The sequence below is a fragment of the Nitrosomonas sp. Is24 genome (assembly GCF_033063335.1).
Taxonomy (GTDB): Bacteria; Pseudomonadota; Gammaproteobacteria; order Burkholderiales; family Nitrosomonadaceae; genus Nitrosomonas.
On record NZ_JAWJZG010000001.1, the window covers coordinates 16,245 to 33,483 of the forward strand.

Annotated in this window: 18 protein-coding genes; 10 read left to right on the forward strand and 8 right to left on the reverse strand. The window is 49.9% G+C overall.

All coding sequences use genetic code 11. The annotated features are described in order from the left end of the window. Positions 1–64 precede the first annotated feature (64 nt). A complete protein-coding gene (locus R2103_RS00055; protein WP_317529557.1) occupies positions 65–1,042 on the forward strand; it encodes an ornithine cyclodeaminase family protein in 978 nt (325 codons plus the stop codon). On the opposite strand, the gene R2103_RS00060 is transcribed toward R2103_RS00055, so the two are convergent. The 3 genes from R2103_RS00060 to R2103_RS00070 all read right to left on the reverse strand — a co-directional run bounded on the left by R2103_RS00060 (position 1,023) and on the right by R2103_RS00070 (position 4,926). Beyond that, positions 1,023–2,140 (reverse strand): IS3 family transposase gene (locus tag R2103_RS00060; RefSeq protein WP_411172575.1). Its coding sequence is split into 2 segments (ribosomal slippage): positions 1,023–1,879 and positions 1,879–2,140, totalling 1,119 coding nucleotides; the frame shifts between segments, so codons are not numbered across the junction. The genes R2103_RS00055 and R2103_RS00060 overlap by 20 nt on opposite strands. A gap of 145 nt (positions 2,141–2,285) precedes the next feature. Then, positions 2,286–4,397 (reverse strand): methyl-accepting chemotaxis protein, encoded by a 2,112-nt coding sequence (locus R2103_RS00065; RefSeq protein WP_317529559.1) that lies wholly within the window; start codon positions 4,395–4,397, stop codon positions 2,286–2,288. A 337-nt stretch (positions 4,398–4,734) separates the two neighbouring features. Further along, the gene (locus R2103_RS00070; RefSeq protein ID WP_317529560.1) at positions 4,735–4,926 is read right to left on the reverse strand and encodes a hypothetical protein; all 192 of its coding nucleotides are present in this window, start codon (positions 4,924–4,926) and stop codon (positions 4,735–4,737) included. Between the two features lie 148 nt (positions 4,927–5,074). On the opposite strand from R2103_RS00070, the gene cutA reads away from it, so the two are divergent. The 5 genes from cutA (at position 5,075) to R2103_RS00095 (ending at position 9,218) form a co-directional block, all read left to right on the forward strand. Further along, positions 5,075–5,404 (forward strand): divalent-cation tolerance protein CutA, encoded by a 330-nt coding sequence (gene cutA / locus R2103_RS00075; protein WP_317529561.1) that lies wholly within the window; start codon positions 5,075–5,077, stop codon positions 5,402–5,404. A 16-nt stretch (positions 5,405–5,420) separates the two neighbouring features. Continuing rightward, entirely contained in the window at positions 5,421–7,355 is a 1,935-nt protein-coding gene (dsbD, locus tag R2103_RS00080) for a protein-disulfide reductase DsbD (RefSeq protein ID WP_317529562.1), read from the forward strand. A gap of 157 nt (positions 7,356–7,512) precedes the next feature. Next, positions 7,513–8,100 (forward strand): TlpA disulfide reductase family protein, encoded by a 588-nt coding sequence (locus R2103_RS00085; RefSeq protein ID WP_317529563.1) that lies wholly within the window; start codon positions 7,513–7,515, stop codon positions 8,098–8,100. Between the two features lie 279 nt (positions 8,101–8,379). Then, a complete protein-coding gene (locus tag R2103_RS00090; protein WP_317529564.1) occupies positions 8,380–8,715 on the forward strand; it encodes a BON domain-containing protein in 336 nt (111 codons plus the stop codon). Positions 8,716–8,843: 128 nt separating this feature from the next. Continuing rightward, complete coding sequence (locus R2103_RS00095) at positions 8,844–9,218, forward strand: DUF2784 domain-containing protein (protein WP_317529565.1); 375 nt, start codon at positions 8,844–8,846, stop codon at positions 9,216–9,218. Here R2103_RS00095 and ttcA read toward each other — a convergent pair. Continuing rightward, the gene (ttcA, locus tag R2103_RS00100) at positions 9,210–10,118 is read right to left on the reverse strand and encodes a tRNA 2-thiocytidine(32) synthetase TtcA (protein ID WP_317529566.1); all 909 of its coding nucleotides are present in this window, start codon (positions 10,116–10,118) and stop codon (positions 9,210–9,212) included. The two genes, R2103_RS00095 and ttcA, sit on opposite strands and share 9 nt — an antisense overlap. A gap of 159 nt (positions 10,119–10,277) precedes the next feature. Here ttcA and R2103_RS00105 point away from each other — a divergent pair, with 159 nt between their 5' ends. From R2103_RS00105 to R2103_RS00115, 3 genes are read left to right on the forward strand one after another with little or no spacing between them, the layout of a single operon-like run. Then, a complete protein-coding gene (locus R2103_RS00105; RefSeq protein WP_317529567.1) occupies positions 10,278–10,730 on the forward strand; it encodes a plastocyanin/azurin family copper-binding protein in 453 nt (150 codons plus the stop codon). After that, positions 10,727–11,257 (forward strand): DUF411 domain-containing protein, encoded by a 531-nt coding sequence (locus R2103_RS00110; protein ID WP_317529568.1) that lies wholly within the window; start codon positions 10,727–10,729, stop codon positions 11,255–11,257. Before R2103_RS00105 ends, R2103_RS00110 begins: the two co-directional genes overlap by 4 nt. A gap of 13 nt (positions 11,258–11,270) precedes the next feature. After that, on the forward strand, positions 11,271–11,738 hold the full coding sequence (locus R2103_RS00115) for a cytochrome c (RefSeq protein WP_317529569.1): 468 nt from the start codon (positions 11,271–11,273) through the stop codon (positions 11,736–11,738). 21 nt (positions 11,739–11,759) lie between these two features. On the opposite strand, the gene R2103_RS00120 is transcribed toward R2103_RS00115, so the two are convergent. Then, positions 11,760–12,170, reverse strand: coding sequence for a hypothetical protein (locus R2103_RS00120; RefSeq protein ID WP_317529570.1), 411 nt, complete (start codon positions 12,168–12,170; stop codon positions 11,760–11,762). A gap of 399 nt (positions 12,171–12,569) precedes the next feature. Between R2103_RS00120 and mutS the strand changes: the two genes are divergently transcribed. After that, entirely contained in the window at positions 12,570–15,170 is a 2,601-nt protein-coding gene (gene mutS, locus R2103_RS00125) for a DNA mismatch repair protein MutS (protein WP_317529571.1), read from the forward strand. A gap of 31 nt (positions 15,171–15,201) precedes the next feature. Here the strand turns inward: mutS and R2103_RS00130 are convergent, their stop codons facing one another. From R2103_RS00130 to R2103_RS00140, 3 genes are all read right to left on the reverse strand, one after another. Beyond that, positions 15,202–15,681: a peptidylprolyl isomerase gene (locus R2103_RS00130; RefSeq protein ID WP_317529572.1), complete on the reverse strand. Its 480-nt coding sequence runs from the start codon at positions 15,679–15,681 to the stop codon at positions 15,202–15,204. 137 nt (positions 15,682–15,818) lie between these two features. Then, on the reverse strand, positions 15,819–16,511 hold the full coding sequence (locus R2103_RS00135; RefSeq protein ID WP_317529573.1) for a SprT family zinc-dependent metalloprotease: 693 nt from the start codon (positions 16,509–16,511) through the stop codon (positions 15,819–15,821). 2 nt (positions 16,512–16,513) lie between these two features. After that, positions 16,514–17,239 carry a lysophospholipid acyltransferase family protein gene (locus R2103_RS00140; protein ID WP_317529574.1) on the reverse strand — a complete coding sequence of 242 codons (726 nt, stop codon included), beginning with the start codon at positions 17,237–17,239 and terminating at the stop codon, positions 16,514–16,516.

Genomic DNA, 17,239 nt, shown 5'->3' on the forward strand with positions numbered 1-17,239 from the left:
CAGCCGTAGCGTGAAAATGGCTAATTTTCCATTAACTTAATAGAATCTTCAGAGACAACATTCCGTGCGGCAAAGTTCTGACATCCGGTATTTATCTTGGGATTTATTGCAATCGCTGCAATTAACGCCGCAGGAAATTGCGCTCAGTATTGAGCATCTGTTGCTCGGCCGTAAGCGGCAGCAGGTTTGGAATGCGCCCAAAGCGGTTATCACGCCGCCGGATGGCCGCTATATGATGGCTACGCTGGCGGCGGCCGACGATCCGCCTTTTCTCGCCGTCAAAGCCTTGGTGTTGAACCCGGATAACCCTAAAAACGGCTTGGCCAGTATTAATTCGCTGGTGACTTTGCTCGATAGCCGCAACGGATTGCCGCTCGCGGTGATCGACGGTAACTGGGTGACGGCGATGCGTACTGCCGGATTGAGCGCGGTTGCGGCCAAGCGGCTGGCACGGCCGGATGCTTCCGTTGCTGCGTTTATCGGTTGTGGGGTGCAGGCGCACAGTCATTTGCAGGCATTGGCTGCGCTGTTTCCAGTGACCTACGTTCGTGCATATGCACGCGGCGAAAGCCGGGAAAGTTTTTGCCAAATTGCGGAAAAAATGGGATTGATCGCAACACCTTGCCAAACTGCCGAAGAAGCAATCTGCGGCGCGGATTTAATCGTCACGTCGGTGACCTTATCGCCGCAATTGATACCTTTCCTAGATGCGCATTTGCTGAAGCCTGGCGCCTTCGTCACCATGGCCGATCTGGCTGCTCCATGGCGCGCTGACAGTATGGCGGCATTTGACCGCATTATCGTCGACGATCTGGAGCAAGAAGCAAGCATGCCTAAACCGTTGGTCGACCCAGCGCTTGTGCATGGCGATCTGACCGGTTTGGTGACAGGGGATGTGTCCGACCGTTGTACCGAAGACGAACGGATTGCTTTTGTGTTTAGGGGATTGGCGCTGGGGGATCTGGCGGTAGCTGGTTTGGCTTACCAGCGCGCCCGCGAATGCTCGCCTAATCCCCCCATTTTTAACAGGAGCATGCAGTAGAGAGTTTTAATTTAAAAGCTTCTGCCAACTTCATTGCTGGCGTGATACCTCCAAGTGCCATACTTGGACGTTCATTATTATAAATCCATAACCACTGTGTCGCAGTGAGTTGGGCCTCTTCAATGGTTGCAAATTCATTCATCTCCAACCATTCATGCCGGACGGTCCTGTTATAGCGTTCCACGTAGGCATTTTGCTGTGGCTTTCCTGGCTGGATGTAATCGAGCTGAATACCTCGAGTTTCTGCCCAACAACAAAGCGTGCCACTGATATTCTCCGGCCCGTTATCACAACGAATCTTCCTGGGTTTGCCGCGCCATTCGATAATCCGGTCCAGAGCGCGCGTAACGCGTTCTGATGGAAGCGATACGTCCACTTCGATTCCCAACCCTTCACGGTTGAAGTCATCCAGCACATTGAAGGTTCGAAAAGACCGGCCATTGGTGAGTTGATCAGCCATGAAGTCCATCGACCATGTGTCATTGGGCCGTTCTGGCACAGCTAGCGGCTCCGGCTTCTCCCGCTTTAATCGCTTGCGTGGCTTAATTCGTAAATTCAATTCCAGCTCACGGTAAATACGATACACACGTTTGTGATTCCATCCAAAACCCTTCACATTACGCAAATAAAGAAAGCATAAGCCAAAGCCCCAACGCTTGTGACAAGTCGTCAGGCGTAGTAACCAATCGGCGATTTCTTCGTTCTCATCGTTGAGCGCCGGATGATAACGATAGCAGGTCTCAGAAATGCCAAATGTTGTACAGGCCAAAACGATACTAACGGATTTATCCTGTACTGCCCATTGTGCCATTACTTTGCGCTGTGAGGGCTTTACCACTTTTTTCCAAGTGCCTCCTTCAATAGCTCATTCTGCATCTGGCTTTCCGCATACATCCGCTTTAACCGTTTGTTTTCCTCAACCATCGCCTTCATTTCAGATAGTAAGGCAGCATCCATCCCACCATACTTGCTGCGCCATTTATAAAAACTTGCAGTACTCATTCCATGTTCCCGGCATAAATCAGCCACAGGAATTCCTCCTTCAGCTTGCTTCAATATCTGCATGATCTGGCTTTCCGTAAATCGCTGCTTCTTCATCAGTAAAATTCCTCTTCGTCTAGGATAGAAAATTCTACTGCTTTGCTCGTTCAATTTTTGGGGGGATTACCCTCGCAAGGCGCGCTGACCGGTTATCAGGATAGAGCAAGTTGATTGAATTGATCAGCCTGCCGCTGCCGGGATTTTAGAATTCTTCCCAATCCTCAGCGCCACCTCCAGCTGCAACTTTGCGTGGTTGAGCCGTTACGGCTTCAGTGTTTGTTACGGCTTTCACCGCAGGCTTTTTCCGCGCAGGGCCGCGATTCGGCAGTTTGGCTATGCTGGCGGAGCGATTGTTTCTTTTGATCACCGCCGGTGTTCCTGAGTAACCTTCCGATAATTTGAAGGTGTTTATCGCTTGCGTTAATGCATGGGCTTGTTCTTGCATCGATTCCGCTGCGGCTGAAGCTTCTTCCACCAAGGCGGCATTCTGTTGCGTGGCTTCGTCCATTTGGGTTACCGCTTGATTAACCTGTTCAATACCGGAGCTTTGTTCTTGCGATGCCGCGGAGATCTCGCTCATGATGTCGGTAACGCGTTTTACCGCAGTGACGATTTCGTCCATGGTTGCACCCGCTTCATCCACCAGGCGCGTGCCGTCTTCTACTTTCGCTACAGAATCACTGATCAGTTCCTTGATTTCTTTCGCTGCTGCTGCGGAACGTTGCGCCAGTGTACGTACTTCTGTCGCTACCACCGCAAAGCCACGGCCTTGTTCACCGGCGCGCGCCGCTTCCACCGCCGCATTCAGCGCCAGAATATTGGTTTGGAACGCAATGCCGTCGATCACGCTAATGATGTCGACAATTTTCTTCGAGCTTTCGTTGATCGAGCTCATGGTTTGCACCACTTGACCTACTACCGAGCCGCCTTTCATCGCAACTTCCGAGGCACCGGCAGCCAGTTGATTGGCTTGGCGCGCGTTGTCGGCGTTTTGTTTGACGGTGGAGGTCAATTCTTCCATCGACGATGCGGTTTCTTCCAGGCTGGAGGCTTGCTCTTCCGTGCGTTGGCTCAAGTCCGAGTTGCCCGATGCGATTTCTCCCGATGCCGTTGCGATTTGGTCGGTTCCCGAACGCACTTTACCGACCAGGTCGACCAGATTCTCGTTCATCGCTTTCAGTGCTTGCAACAGCCGCCCGGTTTCATTCGTGGATGTCGCTTCTATCCGTTTGGTGAGGTCACCGGTCGCTATGGCATTGGCGATACTGATCGCTTCCTGCATCGGCTGTGTGATGCTGCGTACGATAAAGACTGCGAACATAATCGCAAAAGTCAGTAAAGCCGCTATTAAACCAATCATCAAATAAACTGTTTGCTGCAGATTTTCTTCGCGAGTATGCAGCGCTTGCGTGAGAATCTCAGCAGCAGTGAAATTGTAATCATAGATGGTGTCGATTGTGCGCGTAAGCTCGGCAATATATTCAGTCGCGGGCAGTTTTAGTTCCTTCGCTAGTAATAATTCTTGGGTTACCATGAGCAATGTCTTTTCGACTAAAGTTTTGATTTCATTACCTCTAGCTTCCAGAGCAGCTTTTATTTTTGGATCGGAGTGCATTGATTTTTCGACATTACGCAAGAATTCCGTGGAAAACTGATTGACATTACTGGCCAGCCCCCCCAGTTTAGTTCGACCTTCGTCATTTATATGTCCCAAAGTCAAGAAAGCTGTACCGGCTGCACGCATTTGACCCAAGTTTTCAGCTAATCTAGGCGCATTGAGCATGGTTGCATTAATCAGGAAGTAGGTGTTTTTGGCCGGATCCAGTAACAGATTGGATTCAATGAGCACTTCCTCACTGATAAGCATAAGGGCCTGAACTATTTTGGTATGCTGCGCTGTGCTTTCCGGAGCTTTGAGCCGACGCGCAGGAACAGCTTGTTGAATTTCGGTGATGCGCTGTTTTTCAGCTGACCAAAATGACACATTTTGAGGAGATATATTTGCTTCCTTAAGCTTGGTATCTACTAAATTGATGGCTTTATTCAGTTCGTTCTGAGTTTCTAACAAGCGGCTGGCTACGGATTCATTGCCGTTGAGTAATGCAGCAGATAGAGCACGATGTTGTTGAGTGAATTGCACCACTTTCTGTAACGCAATGACTGGTTGAGTACCCGCAGCTTCCCGTTTTGTGGTATCGAGTTCGGCGATCACTGTGTTAATGTATAGTGCTGCCGGTACTGCCGCCATCAGTATTAAAAATGCGGTCAGGATCGTGAGTTTCTGTGGCATATTCATGTGATTCAGAAGCATCATGGCGCTTTCTCCATTTTTGTGTAGTTGTTTCGATTAGATAGCTTGGTATCAAACCGAAGCTATAAACAGTCTAGTAATTGCTGGAGGAAAATCATCTTTGATGAGATTTTTACTCTTGTAAACTTAAGCAAGCTTTTACTGTAAGTAACTTCTTACGGAAAATAGAAACAGCTCTTTAAAGCTTTTAGCAAGCACCTATTTTTAATACTGATCCTAAGTTCAACCACAGAAATGTAAGTAACCGGGAGAGTTATTGAGATTGATGCAAAGAATTTTCGCGCAACTTTGTCATTGGAATTGCTAGAGTTTATCAGGGCCTTTTGGTGAGAATGGTTTGCTATTCTTTCTCGGCGCTTGTCATCAGAAATTTGACGAGCAGCGCGAAAACGAAGGGAATTGTGCTTAATCCTGTCACCATATAATGCTCGGCCGTGAATTGATCGCCTTCATCCATGATGATGTAGCCAAAAAATACCGAGACCGGGGTAATGATCGATAGCGCTATAACCAAGTTAAATAGTCCTTTCATTTGCTCTACTCCTTGCGATTAATTATTTTTTAAGTATATGCGTATTGGCGCGGCATGCCCAGTGCGCGCGTTTGCTATCACAACTGTCCATTGCAGCGCTAAGCGAGGTAAAATCAGCTTATTTATTGTGTATTAACTGATAACGCCAATGGAAGCGGTACTGATCATTTCCAATTTTCCTGACGAAAAGTCGGCGATGCAATTGGCGGAAGCTTTAATTCATCAGCAACTGGCTGCATGCGTCAATGTGCTGAGTCCGTGCGCTTCCGTCTATCGCTGGCAAGGTAAAATCGAATCGGCCGGAGAAATTCCGGTTTTGATCAAAACCCGGAAGCAGCACTATGACCGGGTTGAACAGTTGATCAAGATGATGCATCCTTATGAACTTCCTGAAGTGATTATGGTTCCTATAACCGGTGGCCTGCCTGCTTATTTGCAGTGGATCGCCGACACAACACTACTATCCGATTCCGATTAAACACGACTGAATACCGATGCGATCAATCCAATTTTTGTTACTGATTTTATGTTTGACCAGTACTCAGGTTCATGCCGAGGAAGGCAGTTCTTTCAGCTTATTCCAGAAACTGCAGGGACTGGGGATCAAGCTGGGTCAAAGCAATCCGCAAGAGCTTCTGCCTCCGGACGAAGCCTTCAAGCTATCGGTGGAAGTGCGCGATGGCCACACGTTGATCGCGAGCCTGACACCGGCCAAGGATTATTATTTGTATCGCGATAAAATCGTGTTTGAGCCCAAGCAAGACGGCATGGTCATTGAAAAAATCACATTGCCGCCGGGTAAAATGAAAGAAGACGCGACGTTTGGTCAAACGGAAGTCTATTACAGCCCGGTACAAGCCATCATTTCGCTAAAACGTGAGGATTCCGCAAGCGAGCAACCGCTGACGCTATCGGCGACTTACCAGGGTTGCAATGAGCCGGTCGGGGTTTGTTACGCGCCGATTCATAAAGCCATCGATCTGACGTTACCGGCGGTGAAGGCCGCTATCGGCGCGGTTGCTAACGCCGTGAGCAACCCGGCGGCTGCGGCCGGGGTGGATGCTACCGCGGAATTGTTCCGCATGCCGTCCAAAGCGCCTGCCATTGAAACCGAGGCGTACAAAATTGACCAAATGTTTCAAACCGGTGATTTCTGGCTGATTCTGACCGGATTTTTCGGCATTGGCCTGCTGCTGTCCTTTACCCCCTGTGTGTTTCCGATGTTTCCGATTTTGTCGGGAATTATTGCCAATCGTGGCAAACACGTGACTAAAAGTCATGGATTTATCCTGGCATTGGCGTATGTGCTGGGCATGGCGATTACGTATGCCATTGCCGGTGTGGCGGCTGGGTTGTCGGGCTCAATGCTGTCGGCGGCATTGCAGAATGCCTGGGTGCTGGGTTCGTTTGCAGTGATTTTTGTGCTGCTGTCTTTTTCCATGTTCGGTTTTTATGAGCTGCAATTGCCCGGCGCGTTGCAGACCAAGCTATCCGAGGAAGCCGGTCACCTTAAAGGCGGGCATTTGACCAGTGTGTTCGGCATGGGCGCATTGTCGGCGTTGATCGTCGGGCCTTGCGTCGCGGCCCCTTTGGCCGGTGCTTTACTGTATATCAGCCAGACCCGCGATGTGATCCTGGGTGGCTCCGCGCTGTTCGTCATGGCGCTGGGGATGGGCGTGCCCTTACTGTTGCTGGGCACTTCCGCCGGTGCGTTGTTGCCAAAAGCCGGGGCATGGATGGAATCGATCAAGCGGTTCTTTGGCGTATTACTGCTCGGCGTCTCCATCTGGTTGATCTCTCCGGTTATTAACGACGTGGTGCATATGCTGCTGTGGGCGGCGTTACTGATTATCTCGGCAATTTATCTGCATGCGATCGATCCGCTGCCGGAACGCGCTTCGGGTTTGCAGAAATTTCTCAAAGGCATTGGCGTTATTGCTTTGCTGGTGGGTGTAGCACTATTAATCGGCGTGTTATCCGGCAGCCGCGATGTGTTGCAGCCGTTGTCAAAACTAAACTTGGCAGCGGATGCGGCAAGCGGTCAAGAGACAGCAGTTTCAAGCTATCCGGCTTTACCTTTCCAGGGGGTAAAAACAGTTGCGGAATTGGATGAGCAAATCCGCCAGTCCAAAGGCAAGCACGTGATGGTCAGATTTCATGCGGATTGGTGCGTTTCCTGCAAGGAAATGGATCGTTTTACGTTGTCCGATGCCAAAGTGCAATCGCGCTTGAAGGATGTCGTGCTGCTGCAAATCGATGTGACCGACGGTACACCGGATGATGCGGCTTTATTGAAACGATTCAAGCTGTTCGGGCCACCGGGCATTCTATTCATCGATCCTCAGGGCAACGATGTTTCTGATATTAAAGTGATCGGTTTTCTGAATAAAAACGATTTCTTAACCGTGCTGAACGCCGTTTTGATTTAGGCATGCATCAAACCTCACCGCAGGTTTCTGCAGATTGAAAATTATCTAAGGAAGTGAAGTAGCGATGCCAAAATCTAAACTTCTTGCGTTGTATTTGCGCGCACTAAAACCCAATATCAAGTTTCTTCAAGCTGGAAAACTATCAAAGGATTTCGTGATGTCAAAATTTAAGCAGATTTTTTTGTATGTTTGTGTCGCATTATTTGCATTGGGAGCGGGCTCATTTCTGCGATCGGTATTGACGGAGTCTTATCAGGTTGAATTATCCAGTGCAGAAAGCCAGCAAGGTGCAAAAGCGATTCTGGAAGCTAATTTACCGGATATTCACGGCGAAAATCAGGCCGTTTCGCAGTGGCTTGGAAAAGTCTTGGTGGTGAATTTCTGGGCGACCTGGTGTACACCCTGCCAAGAGGAAATCCCCGAGTTTGTCGAGGCGCAGGAAAAATACCGCGCGCAAGGATTGGTGTTTGTCGGCATCGCGCTGGATCAAGCTGACAAAGTGAAAATGTTCAGCAAGGAATTCGGCATCAACTATCCCGTATTAGTCGGCAGCATGGATGCATGGTCGCTGGCTGCGGCGGCTGGCAACCGCATGTCGGTATTGCCTTATACCGTGGTCATTAACCGTTCCGGTGAAATTGCGGAAACCTATGTAGGCCGGGTCAATCTGAAAAAACTGGAAAAATTGGTTCTGCCGTTACTCAAGGAAAATTCACCAGCGCAGCCGTCAGAAAAAACCAGTTAATAGTTTGGCATCTATTGCGCAAGCATTCCAAAAAAACAATTGCTAGCCGTGATATTCAGGTAATATTTATTGCAGGAATGGAATGCTTTTTATACTGATATGCGCGCGAGCTACTCTGTCCATACAAAACCTCGCATTCTGATTTTGCGAATACTTACCGGAATTCAATAACACTGTTAATTTTGAATTGAATCAAGTTCAGAAGGCAGTAACGCAAGGGTCTTTAATCTAAATGTGACGAGGGATATTTTTCCAATATTCATTTAGGAGAACCTCATCATGGTAAAACTTGATCGTAATAGTTGTTTCGTTGTTTTCTTTTTAATTGCGCAGATGGCTTTCTTCCCGGCTTGCACGTCGGTGCCTAAGTATGAGGGAAGCACAGAGCAATACGATGATATTGTCATCACCACCAAGGTTCACGAAGCCATTATCGATGAGCTCTCCTTGCGGCCTTTCGAAATCAATGTCAGAACCGTGAAGGGCGTGGTCGAACTCAGCGGTACCGTCAATTCTCGCGACGATATCGATAGAGCGATGGCGGTTGCACGCGGTGTCAGTGGCATCCGGTTTATCAAGAATGATATGCGAACCCAAGGAACCGGTGATTATTAATTTTGTTTGTGCCAATGAATTGCAAGTTTTTGTTTTCCATACAACTTGCAATTCATTCCTGCCTCAATGGCGCGATGAGTTGTTGCGCCGGTCATCGTTAATGCAAAATTACCCAATCAAACACGCCATTGGCTGACATTGTACTGATCGTCCATTTTTTGTATGTGCTGTTTGTAGTTGGAAGTCTGCCGGTCATCTGGCTGGGCGCGTGGTTTAAGCTGCGCTTTGTCAGCAATCCGTGGTTTCGTTATTTACATCTTGGCGCGATTGTATTGGTCGTGATGGAATCTTTGATGGGTGTCGTTTGCCCGTTGACCGCATGGGAAAATAGCTTGCGCCAGGTTGAAACCGGCGGCAGTTTTATTCAGCATTGGCTGCATCGCATTATGTTTTACGATGCACCGGAGGGTGTGTTAACAGCGATTTATATTGTGTTTGCCGGTTTGGTCGCGATGACGTTCAAATGGGTGCCGCCCGTGCACGGAAATCGCCGGTCACGATGAAGAAACGAGTGAACGATCGTCCGCTTCTTCCGCGCCAGGGGTTAGCATTTCTTCGATATTGGGTTCAAAAGTTTCTTCATCGAACGCCGTGTCCCCGTCGATAAAAGGTTGGTCTTGCGCTTTCAGATTGAAGAAATCATAGCGGGAAGTATCGGCCAGATGCGATAGTTGAACGTTTTGTAAGGAACGGAACATGGTTTCCAGGCGGCCGGGGAATTTTTTGTCCCATTGTTGCATCATTTCTTTGATGACCTGGCGTTGCAAGTTCGGTTGCGATCCGCATAAGTTGCAAGGAATAATCGGAAAACCCGCCATTGCCGCATATGCCGCCAAATCCTTTTCCTTGCAGTAAGCTAGCGGGCGGATAACGATATGCTTGCCGTCGTCGCTAACCAGTTTGGGTGGCATCGCTTTCAGTTTTCCGCCATAAAACATATTCAGAAACAAGGTTACGAGGATATCATCGCGATGATGCCCCAATGCGATTTTGGTCGCGCCCAATTCGCTGGCAACCCGGTAAAGCACGCCGCGGCGCAAACGCGAGCAAAGGCTGCACGTGGTTTTCCCTTCCGCGATGACGCGCTTTACAACGCTGTAAGTATCTTGTTCGACGATACGGAAAGGCATGCCGATTTCCGTCAGGTAGTTGGGCAGTACCTGCTCGGGAAAACCGGGTTGCTTTTGATCCAGATTGACCGCGATCAGCTCAAATTCCAATGGCGCATGCGCTTGCAGATTGCGCAGGATATCCAATAAAGCATAACTATCCTTGCCACCGGACAAACAGACCATCACCCGGTCACCGGCCTCGATCATATTGAAATCAGCAATTGCAGTACCGGTCAGCCGCCGCAAGCGTTTTTGCAGCTTATTGGTATTATATTGTTGTTTTTGTTGCATACTTTATGAGATTCCAGTGGATGAAAATGACCTTCTTAACCCGGTAAAATGCACGATACTGGTGGCGGAATATTAGACAAATAAAGTGGAACAATTTAGCATAGCCGGATTCTAATCAAGACGGATAAACAGGTTCGGGAATTATTTCAGGAGCATTCTATGAACGGGATTATACCATTTGTGGTCCTGGTCTTGTTTTCAACCGGTAGTTACTCGAATACTAACTATTCCAATGTTGAAGTGGATATTGGCAGGCTGGGTGATGCCGACAAAGTATCCCGTATCATCAAGCTGACCCAAGTGGATAATATGTTTTTACCGGCTGAAGTCAAAGTAAGTGAAGGCGAAACGATCCGGTTTGTGGTGAAAAATGGTGGCAATCACCCGCATGAAATGTTGCTGGGTTCGATGGCAGAGTTGAAAAAAGTTGCTAATATGCGGCGCATGTATCCTGATAAGGAGCACTCCGAAGCTCATTTGCTGCAACTGGAGCCGGGCGAGCAAAAAGAATTGATCTGGCAATTCACGCGTGTAGGAACGATTGATTTTGCCTGCCCGTTGCCGGGCCATTTTAAGAAGATGCATGGAACAATCATTGTGGAGAAAAAATGAAATTACGAATAGGTGCGATACTGGCAGCCGGATTGTTGGGTGTTGCTGCGCAAGCAGCCGCTACGACCACGGTTGATGTTTATAAAAGCCCGACCTGCGGCTGTTGCGCTAAATGGGTCGATCACATGCGCGATCACGGTTTTACCGTAAAAACGCACGATGTGGGCAATAAGGAAATCCGCAAAAAATCGGGTATTTCCGAATCCCTCGGCTCTTGCCATACCGCGTTGATCAACGGTTATGCGATTGAAGGGCATGTACCGGCGCCGGACATCATCCGCTTATTGAAAGAAAAACCGAAGGCGGTTGGATTATCCGTTCCCGATATGCCGCACGGTACACCGGGCATGGAAGGCAGCGGGCGGGTCGATCCCTATAATGTTCTGCTGATCGAAGAACGGGATCAAGCGCGCAAGGACACGAAGATTTATCACCGTTATGACCCTTATGCCAAGAAAGCCGTGCAAGAAGCCGAACCGGCAAATCCTGAGCCGGAGAAAAGCGGTTCTGTGATGCGCTTGAAGTAGCAGCGGCTTTTTCATGATCGTGCGTAATGTGGTGCTCTGCATTTTTGCTGCAACGATGCTGGGCTGCGGTAATTCTGCGCCGCCCGGCGTTTCTTCCGGCCAGCATCAGGTCGATAGCAAGACAGGCTTAATAAAGCGGAATTTGGATCAAGTGCAAATCAAACGCGGTGAGAGTGTCTACAACGCCAATTGCATTGGATGCCATGGGCCTAACGGCGAAGCGACTCCGGAATGGCGCAAACCTGGCGCGGATGGAAAATATCCGCCGCCGCCATTGGATAGCACCGCGCATGCCTGGCATCATTCGACCGATGTTCTGAAAAAAACGATACTCAAAGGAACACCGCCTGAAATTGGCTCGATGCCAGCGTGGGAAGGTAAACTGACCGAACAGCAAGTGGATGATGTGATCGTCTGGATAAAATCGCTGTGGTCGGACGAAATTTATGACATCTGGTTCAAGAATTTTGAAGGAAAGTAGCAGTAGCACCGCTGATGATCGTCATTCTTCCGTCTTTTGTTCCAGTGATCTTATTTGTTCCAGAATAACTTGTTTTTCATTTTCCAGTTCCGTGAAGCGCGCATACAGCCGGTTTAAGTCGGCTGTATATTTTTCAATCCGTTGATCCCTTTCTTGTTTCTGCTGCATTAAATTATTGTAATTAGGCACCGGAATACTTTGCCCGGGTGTGCTCGGCAACGGTATATTCATGGGAGGCTCAGCCATGTCATTGCGGCGTAATTCTTGAATCATCATGAATTGCTGTTGAATGGATTGAGATTCTTGCTGTATGCGAGCTAACGCTTTTTCCAGCTGACGTGATTGTTTTTCCGTATCCGTCATACCCTTATCCTCATCAGCCCAAGCCGCGATGGAAAAAGTCAGTGCCAGCAAAAAAAGAATTGTCCGCATGGTATACGTGCCTATTCAAAAGAAAAATTACTGCGAGTGTTTCACGCCACAAAGCAGCATCTTCCATTCTACACGCCGGTTGATTCGATGCGCTAATGTCGTGCCGCTTGCGATGGCTTCAGTGTAATGGGTCAGCCAGCTTTTTTGTGAGTTTATTCGTCTTGTTGATTGAAATATCTCAATAATCCTCAATACTTGGAATAGTGATTATTTCGATTTACTCAATCACTTAAACTTTGCTTCATTTTTGATGCGATCCGGCGGGTCAATTTCCCGGAATTTTCTGAATAATTTTGCCTATAATGGAGTACAAATGTTGAGGTGGCGCTAAGCAGTTCTACTCCATTTATCCATCCGGATGATACATTTTCCAATACCACAATAATCTGACACGAATAAATGAAAACCCCAAAGGAACAGCACACGCCGATGATGCAGCAATATTTGCGCATCAAGGCGCAGCATCCGGATATGCTGATGTTTTACCGCATGGGGGATTTTTATGAATTGTTTTTTGACGATGCGGAGAAAGCGGCAAAGCTGCTGGGAATCACGCTGACACAACGCGGCGCTTCCGCCGGGGAGCCGATCAAAATGGCGGGTGTGCCATACCATGCGGCCGAGCAGTATCTGGCAAAGCTGGTTAAAGCGGGTGAATCCATTGCGATCTGCGAGCAGGTCGGTGATCCGGCGACCAGTAAGGGTCCGGTAGCCCGCGAAGTGACGCGCATCATCACGCCGGGAACGCTGACCGATGCAGCATTGCTGGAAGATAAGCGCGATTGCATCTTATTGGCGCTGTCGATACAGGAATCGGCCTTGGGGTTGGCTTGGTTGAATCTCGCGGCGGGGCAGTTGCGCGTGCTGGAAACGGCGCCGCACAATCTGCTCAGCGAGCTGGAACGTTTGCAACCGGCGGAGATTCTTTTGCCCGAGTCATTGAATTTGCCCGAAATACTAGGAAGAAACTGGGCGTTGAAGCGTTTGCCGCTGTGGCAGTTCGATCATGACAGTACGCGCAATACGCTGACGCGGCAATTTGCAACCCATGATCTCAGCGGCTTCGGTTGCGAGGATTTGTCCACCGCGCTGTGCGCCGCCGGGGCATTATTGGAATACACGCGCCTGACGCAGGGATCGGCCGCGCCCCATATTTCGTCGTTGCAAGCGGAGCGGGAAAGCATTTATGTGCGCATGGATGCCGCAACGCGCCGCAATTTGGAAATTTCCGAAACGATACGCGCCGAGCGATCGCCGACGTTACTGTCGTTGCTCGACACTTGCGCCACCAATATGGGCAGCCGTTTGCTGCAATTCTGGCTGCATCATCCGCTACGCGATCGCGCCGTCATTCAACAGCGGCTCGATAGCGTGGCAGCATTGACCGGAGAAAACGGGCAGCATCATTTTGCGGCAGTGCGCGTTCTGCTGCGGCAATGTGCCGATATCGAACGGATAACCGCGCGTATTGCGCTGAAATCGGCGCGGCCAAGGGATTTATCGGGTTTGCGTGACAGTTTGAAGCTGCTGCCGCAAGTCATCCTGGCTACCGCTCACTGTAACAGCGAGCGCATCGGTGAATTGCTTCACGTCATGCAGATTGAACCTGTGGTGGTTGAGTTACTGAGCAAAGCGTTGCTGCCGGAGCCGGGCGTGGTGCTGCGCGAAGGTAATGTCATTGCCGACGGTTTTGACGCCGAGCTCGATGAGTTGCGTGCGCTGCAAAACAATTGCGGTGAATTTCTGTTGCAATTGGAGATGCGCGAAAAGGAACGCACCGGCATCCCCAATCTGAAGGTGGAATATAACCGTGTGCATGGTTTTTATATTGAAGTCACGCATGCGCACAGCGAGAAAATCCCCGCCGATTACCGGCGCAGGCAAACGTTAAAGAATGCCGAGCGTTACATTACGCCGGAATTGAAGACCTTCGAAGATAAAGCCTTATCCGCGCAAGACCGGGCGCTGGCGCGGGAAAAATATTTGTACGAGGGATTGTTGAATGCGCTTGCCCAGTATATTCATGCGCTGCAAAAAATCGCTGCGAGCGTCGCGGAAATCGACGTTCTGTGCGCATTTGCCGAACGTGCGCAAGCCCTCGATTATGCCGCTCCGCAGTTAACCGGTGAGGATGTGTTTACCATCGACACCGGCCGCCATCCGGTGGTGGAACAGCAGGTGGAAAACTTCGTCGCCAATGATGTGCAACTGGGTGGCGAGCATAGCGGAAAACCGCGCATGCTGATGATTACCGGTCCCAACATGGGCGGTAAATCAACCTACATGCGGCAAATCGCGCTGATTGCCTTGCTGGCGCATTGCGGCAGTTATGTGCCGGCGAAAGCAGTGCACATTGGAATGCTGGATCAAATCTTTACCCGCATCGGTGCTGCCGACGATCTGGCCAGCGGACGCTCGACGTTCATGGTGGAAATGACCGAAACCGCCAATATTCTGCATAACGCCACCGCGCACAGCCTGGTGTTGATGGACGAAGTCGGGCGCGGCACGTCGACATTTGATGGTTTGGCTCTGGCATTTGCCATTGCGCGTCATCTACTGGTCAAGAACCGCAGTTTTACTCTTTTTGCCACGCATTATTTTGAATTGACCAAGCTTGCGGAAGAATTCAAGCAGCTCCAAAACGTGCATTTGGATGCGGTCGAGTATAAGCACCGCATTGTTTTTCTGCACAAGGTTGCCGAAGGACCCGCCAGTCAAAGTTACGGCCTGCAAGTGGCTGCACTCGCAGGCGTTCCCGAAGCGGTGATCAAGCTGGCGAAGAAACACTTGATCAAGTTAGAACAGGAAAGTGTGAAGCAAGAACCGCAATTGGATCTGTTTTCTGTTTCGATTGCCGGGCCGCAAGAGGAAAGCGTGCAAGAACATCCCGTCATTACCATGCTGCAAAATCTTTCGCCGGACGAATTGAATCCCCGGCAGGCATTGGAACAACTCTATTTATTGAAAGAAGCCCTGGGTACTGCGGATAACAGCTGACTTTTATCACCCCAGCGCAATTTTTGCTGCATTAATGCTCATGCCCGTGCGCACCGTGAACATGCTCGTGCGCGATTTCTTCTTCCGTAGCCGGACGCACATCTGTCACGGTGCAGGCAAAATTCAATCGCATCCCGGCAAAGGGGTGATTACCGTCGACAATAACCGAGTCTTCCGTCACGTCAGTGACTTTGTAGAGAATAAAATCATCGGAATCTTCCGCGCCGCCTTCGAAGTGCATGCCGATTGCCACATTATCGGGGAATGAATTGCGCGGTTCCACGCGAATTAATTCAGCGTCATACTCACCGAAAGTATCTTCCGGCTCCATCGAAACCGTGCAGGAATGACCAATCTCCTTTTCATGCAACGCTTCTTCAACCAAGGGAAAAATACCGCCATAACCACCGTGTAAATAACTGATCGGTGTATCGGTTTTCTCCAGAACTTTTCCCGAAGCGTCCGACAATTCATAGTTGAGTGAGACCACGGTATCTTTTAAAACGCGCATGTTATGTTTATCCTCGCTTTGGTGATTGCAAAATTAAAAAACTTCTAATAATCAAGACGATTATTGGTTACTAAAACTTGTATTGAACAGGCGCCCATTATACGCATAAAGCTATTTTTTTCCTGCAAAACAAAAGATCAACCATAGTTTTTGAGCATGTTCCGGGCAACCCGGTAATCGGGGTAAATCGTTCCGACCAGTCTCCAAAACGCCTTCGAGTGATTCATTTCAATCAAATGCGCCAGTTCATGCGCGACGACGTAGTCGATCAAATGCAGCGGCAGTTGGATCAAGCGCCAATTGAGCGTAACAAGACCACGGCTGTTGCAGCTGCCCCAGCGGGTTTTGGCGCGTGACAGGCGGAACGGCGGTGCGGGTACATTCAATGCCGGGGCGTAGATGGCAATGCGTTCTTTGAAGCAGGCAACCGCTTGCTGGCCGTACCAGGCCATGACGAATCGCTCGATTTGGCGGGGATTGAGTTGCGCCAGGGGTTGTTCCGCTGCTTCACAGGTAATTTGCCGCGCCATTTCGATTTCGCCGGATGGTTTCAGTGCGATGCGCCACGGTTCGCCAAGCAACGGATAGGCCGCATCATGCGTCCACGTCAATGCGAGGCTTTTTTTGGCTTGCCATTGATCGAGCTTTTTCGTGATCCAGCCGGCTTTTTCCCGCAGAACGGTATCGATGTGCGGGAGCGCGGTTTGCAGCGGCGCGCTGATGCGCAAACCGTGATGATCGATTTGTAAACCGATCGATTTGCGCTGGCAACGTTTGAGTGTATAGGTGATTTCCCGGCCGTTGAGCGTCGTGGTGGCTTGCACGAGCACGGTTACGGTTCTTGCGGGGTTTTCCGGCCGATACGCAGCATTTCAGCCTCGATCCAGGCTTCCACTTGCGCGTTCAATTCCCCGGCCTCCATGCCGGTGGGATCGATCGGCTGGCCGATGCTGACGGTAATGGTGCCAGGGTGTTTGACGAAAGAATTCCTTCCCCACAACTCACCGGCATTGTGCGCGACCGGCACCACCGGCACGTTGGTGTGCGTCGCCAGCCAAGCGCCGCCGATGCGGTATTTGCCGCGTTGTCCCGGCGGGATGCGCGTGCCTTCGGGAAAGATCACGATCCAGAATCCCTGTTGCAAACGGTCCTTGCCTTGCTCGACAATTTGTTCCAATGCTTTCTTCCGCGTGCTGCGGTCAATCGCAATCGGACTGGTCATCGCCAGCCCCCAGCCAAAAAACGGAATGCGCAGCAGTTCTTTTTTCAGCACCCACACCTGCGGCGGAAAAATTTCCTGGAAAGCCAAGGTTTCCCACGCCGATTGGTGTTTGGATAACACGATACTCGGGGTTTTCGGGATATTCTCCGCACCAATGATGCGATAGCGGATGCCGCACAGATTGCACAGCAGAAACAGCATGATGCGCGTCCAGCTCGAAGTCACGCGGTAGCGGTTATGCGGCGACAGTGGAAAACAAGCGAGCGTAAAAATGGCATACGGCGGCGTAATGATGATTTGCAGCAGCATGTACAGCGCCGAACGGAAAATGGCCAC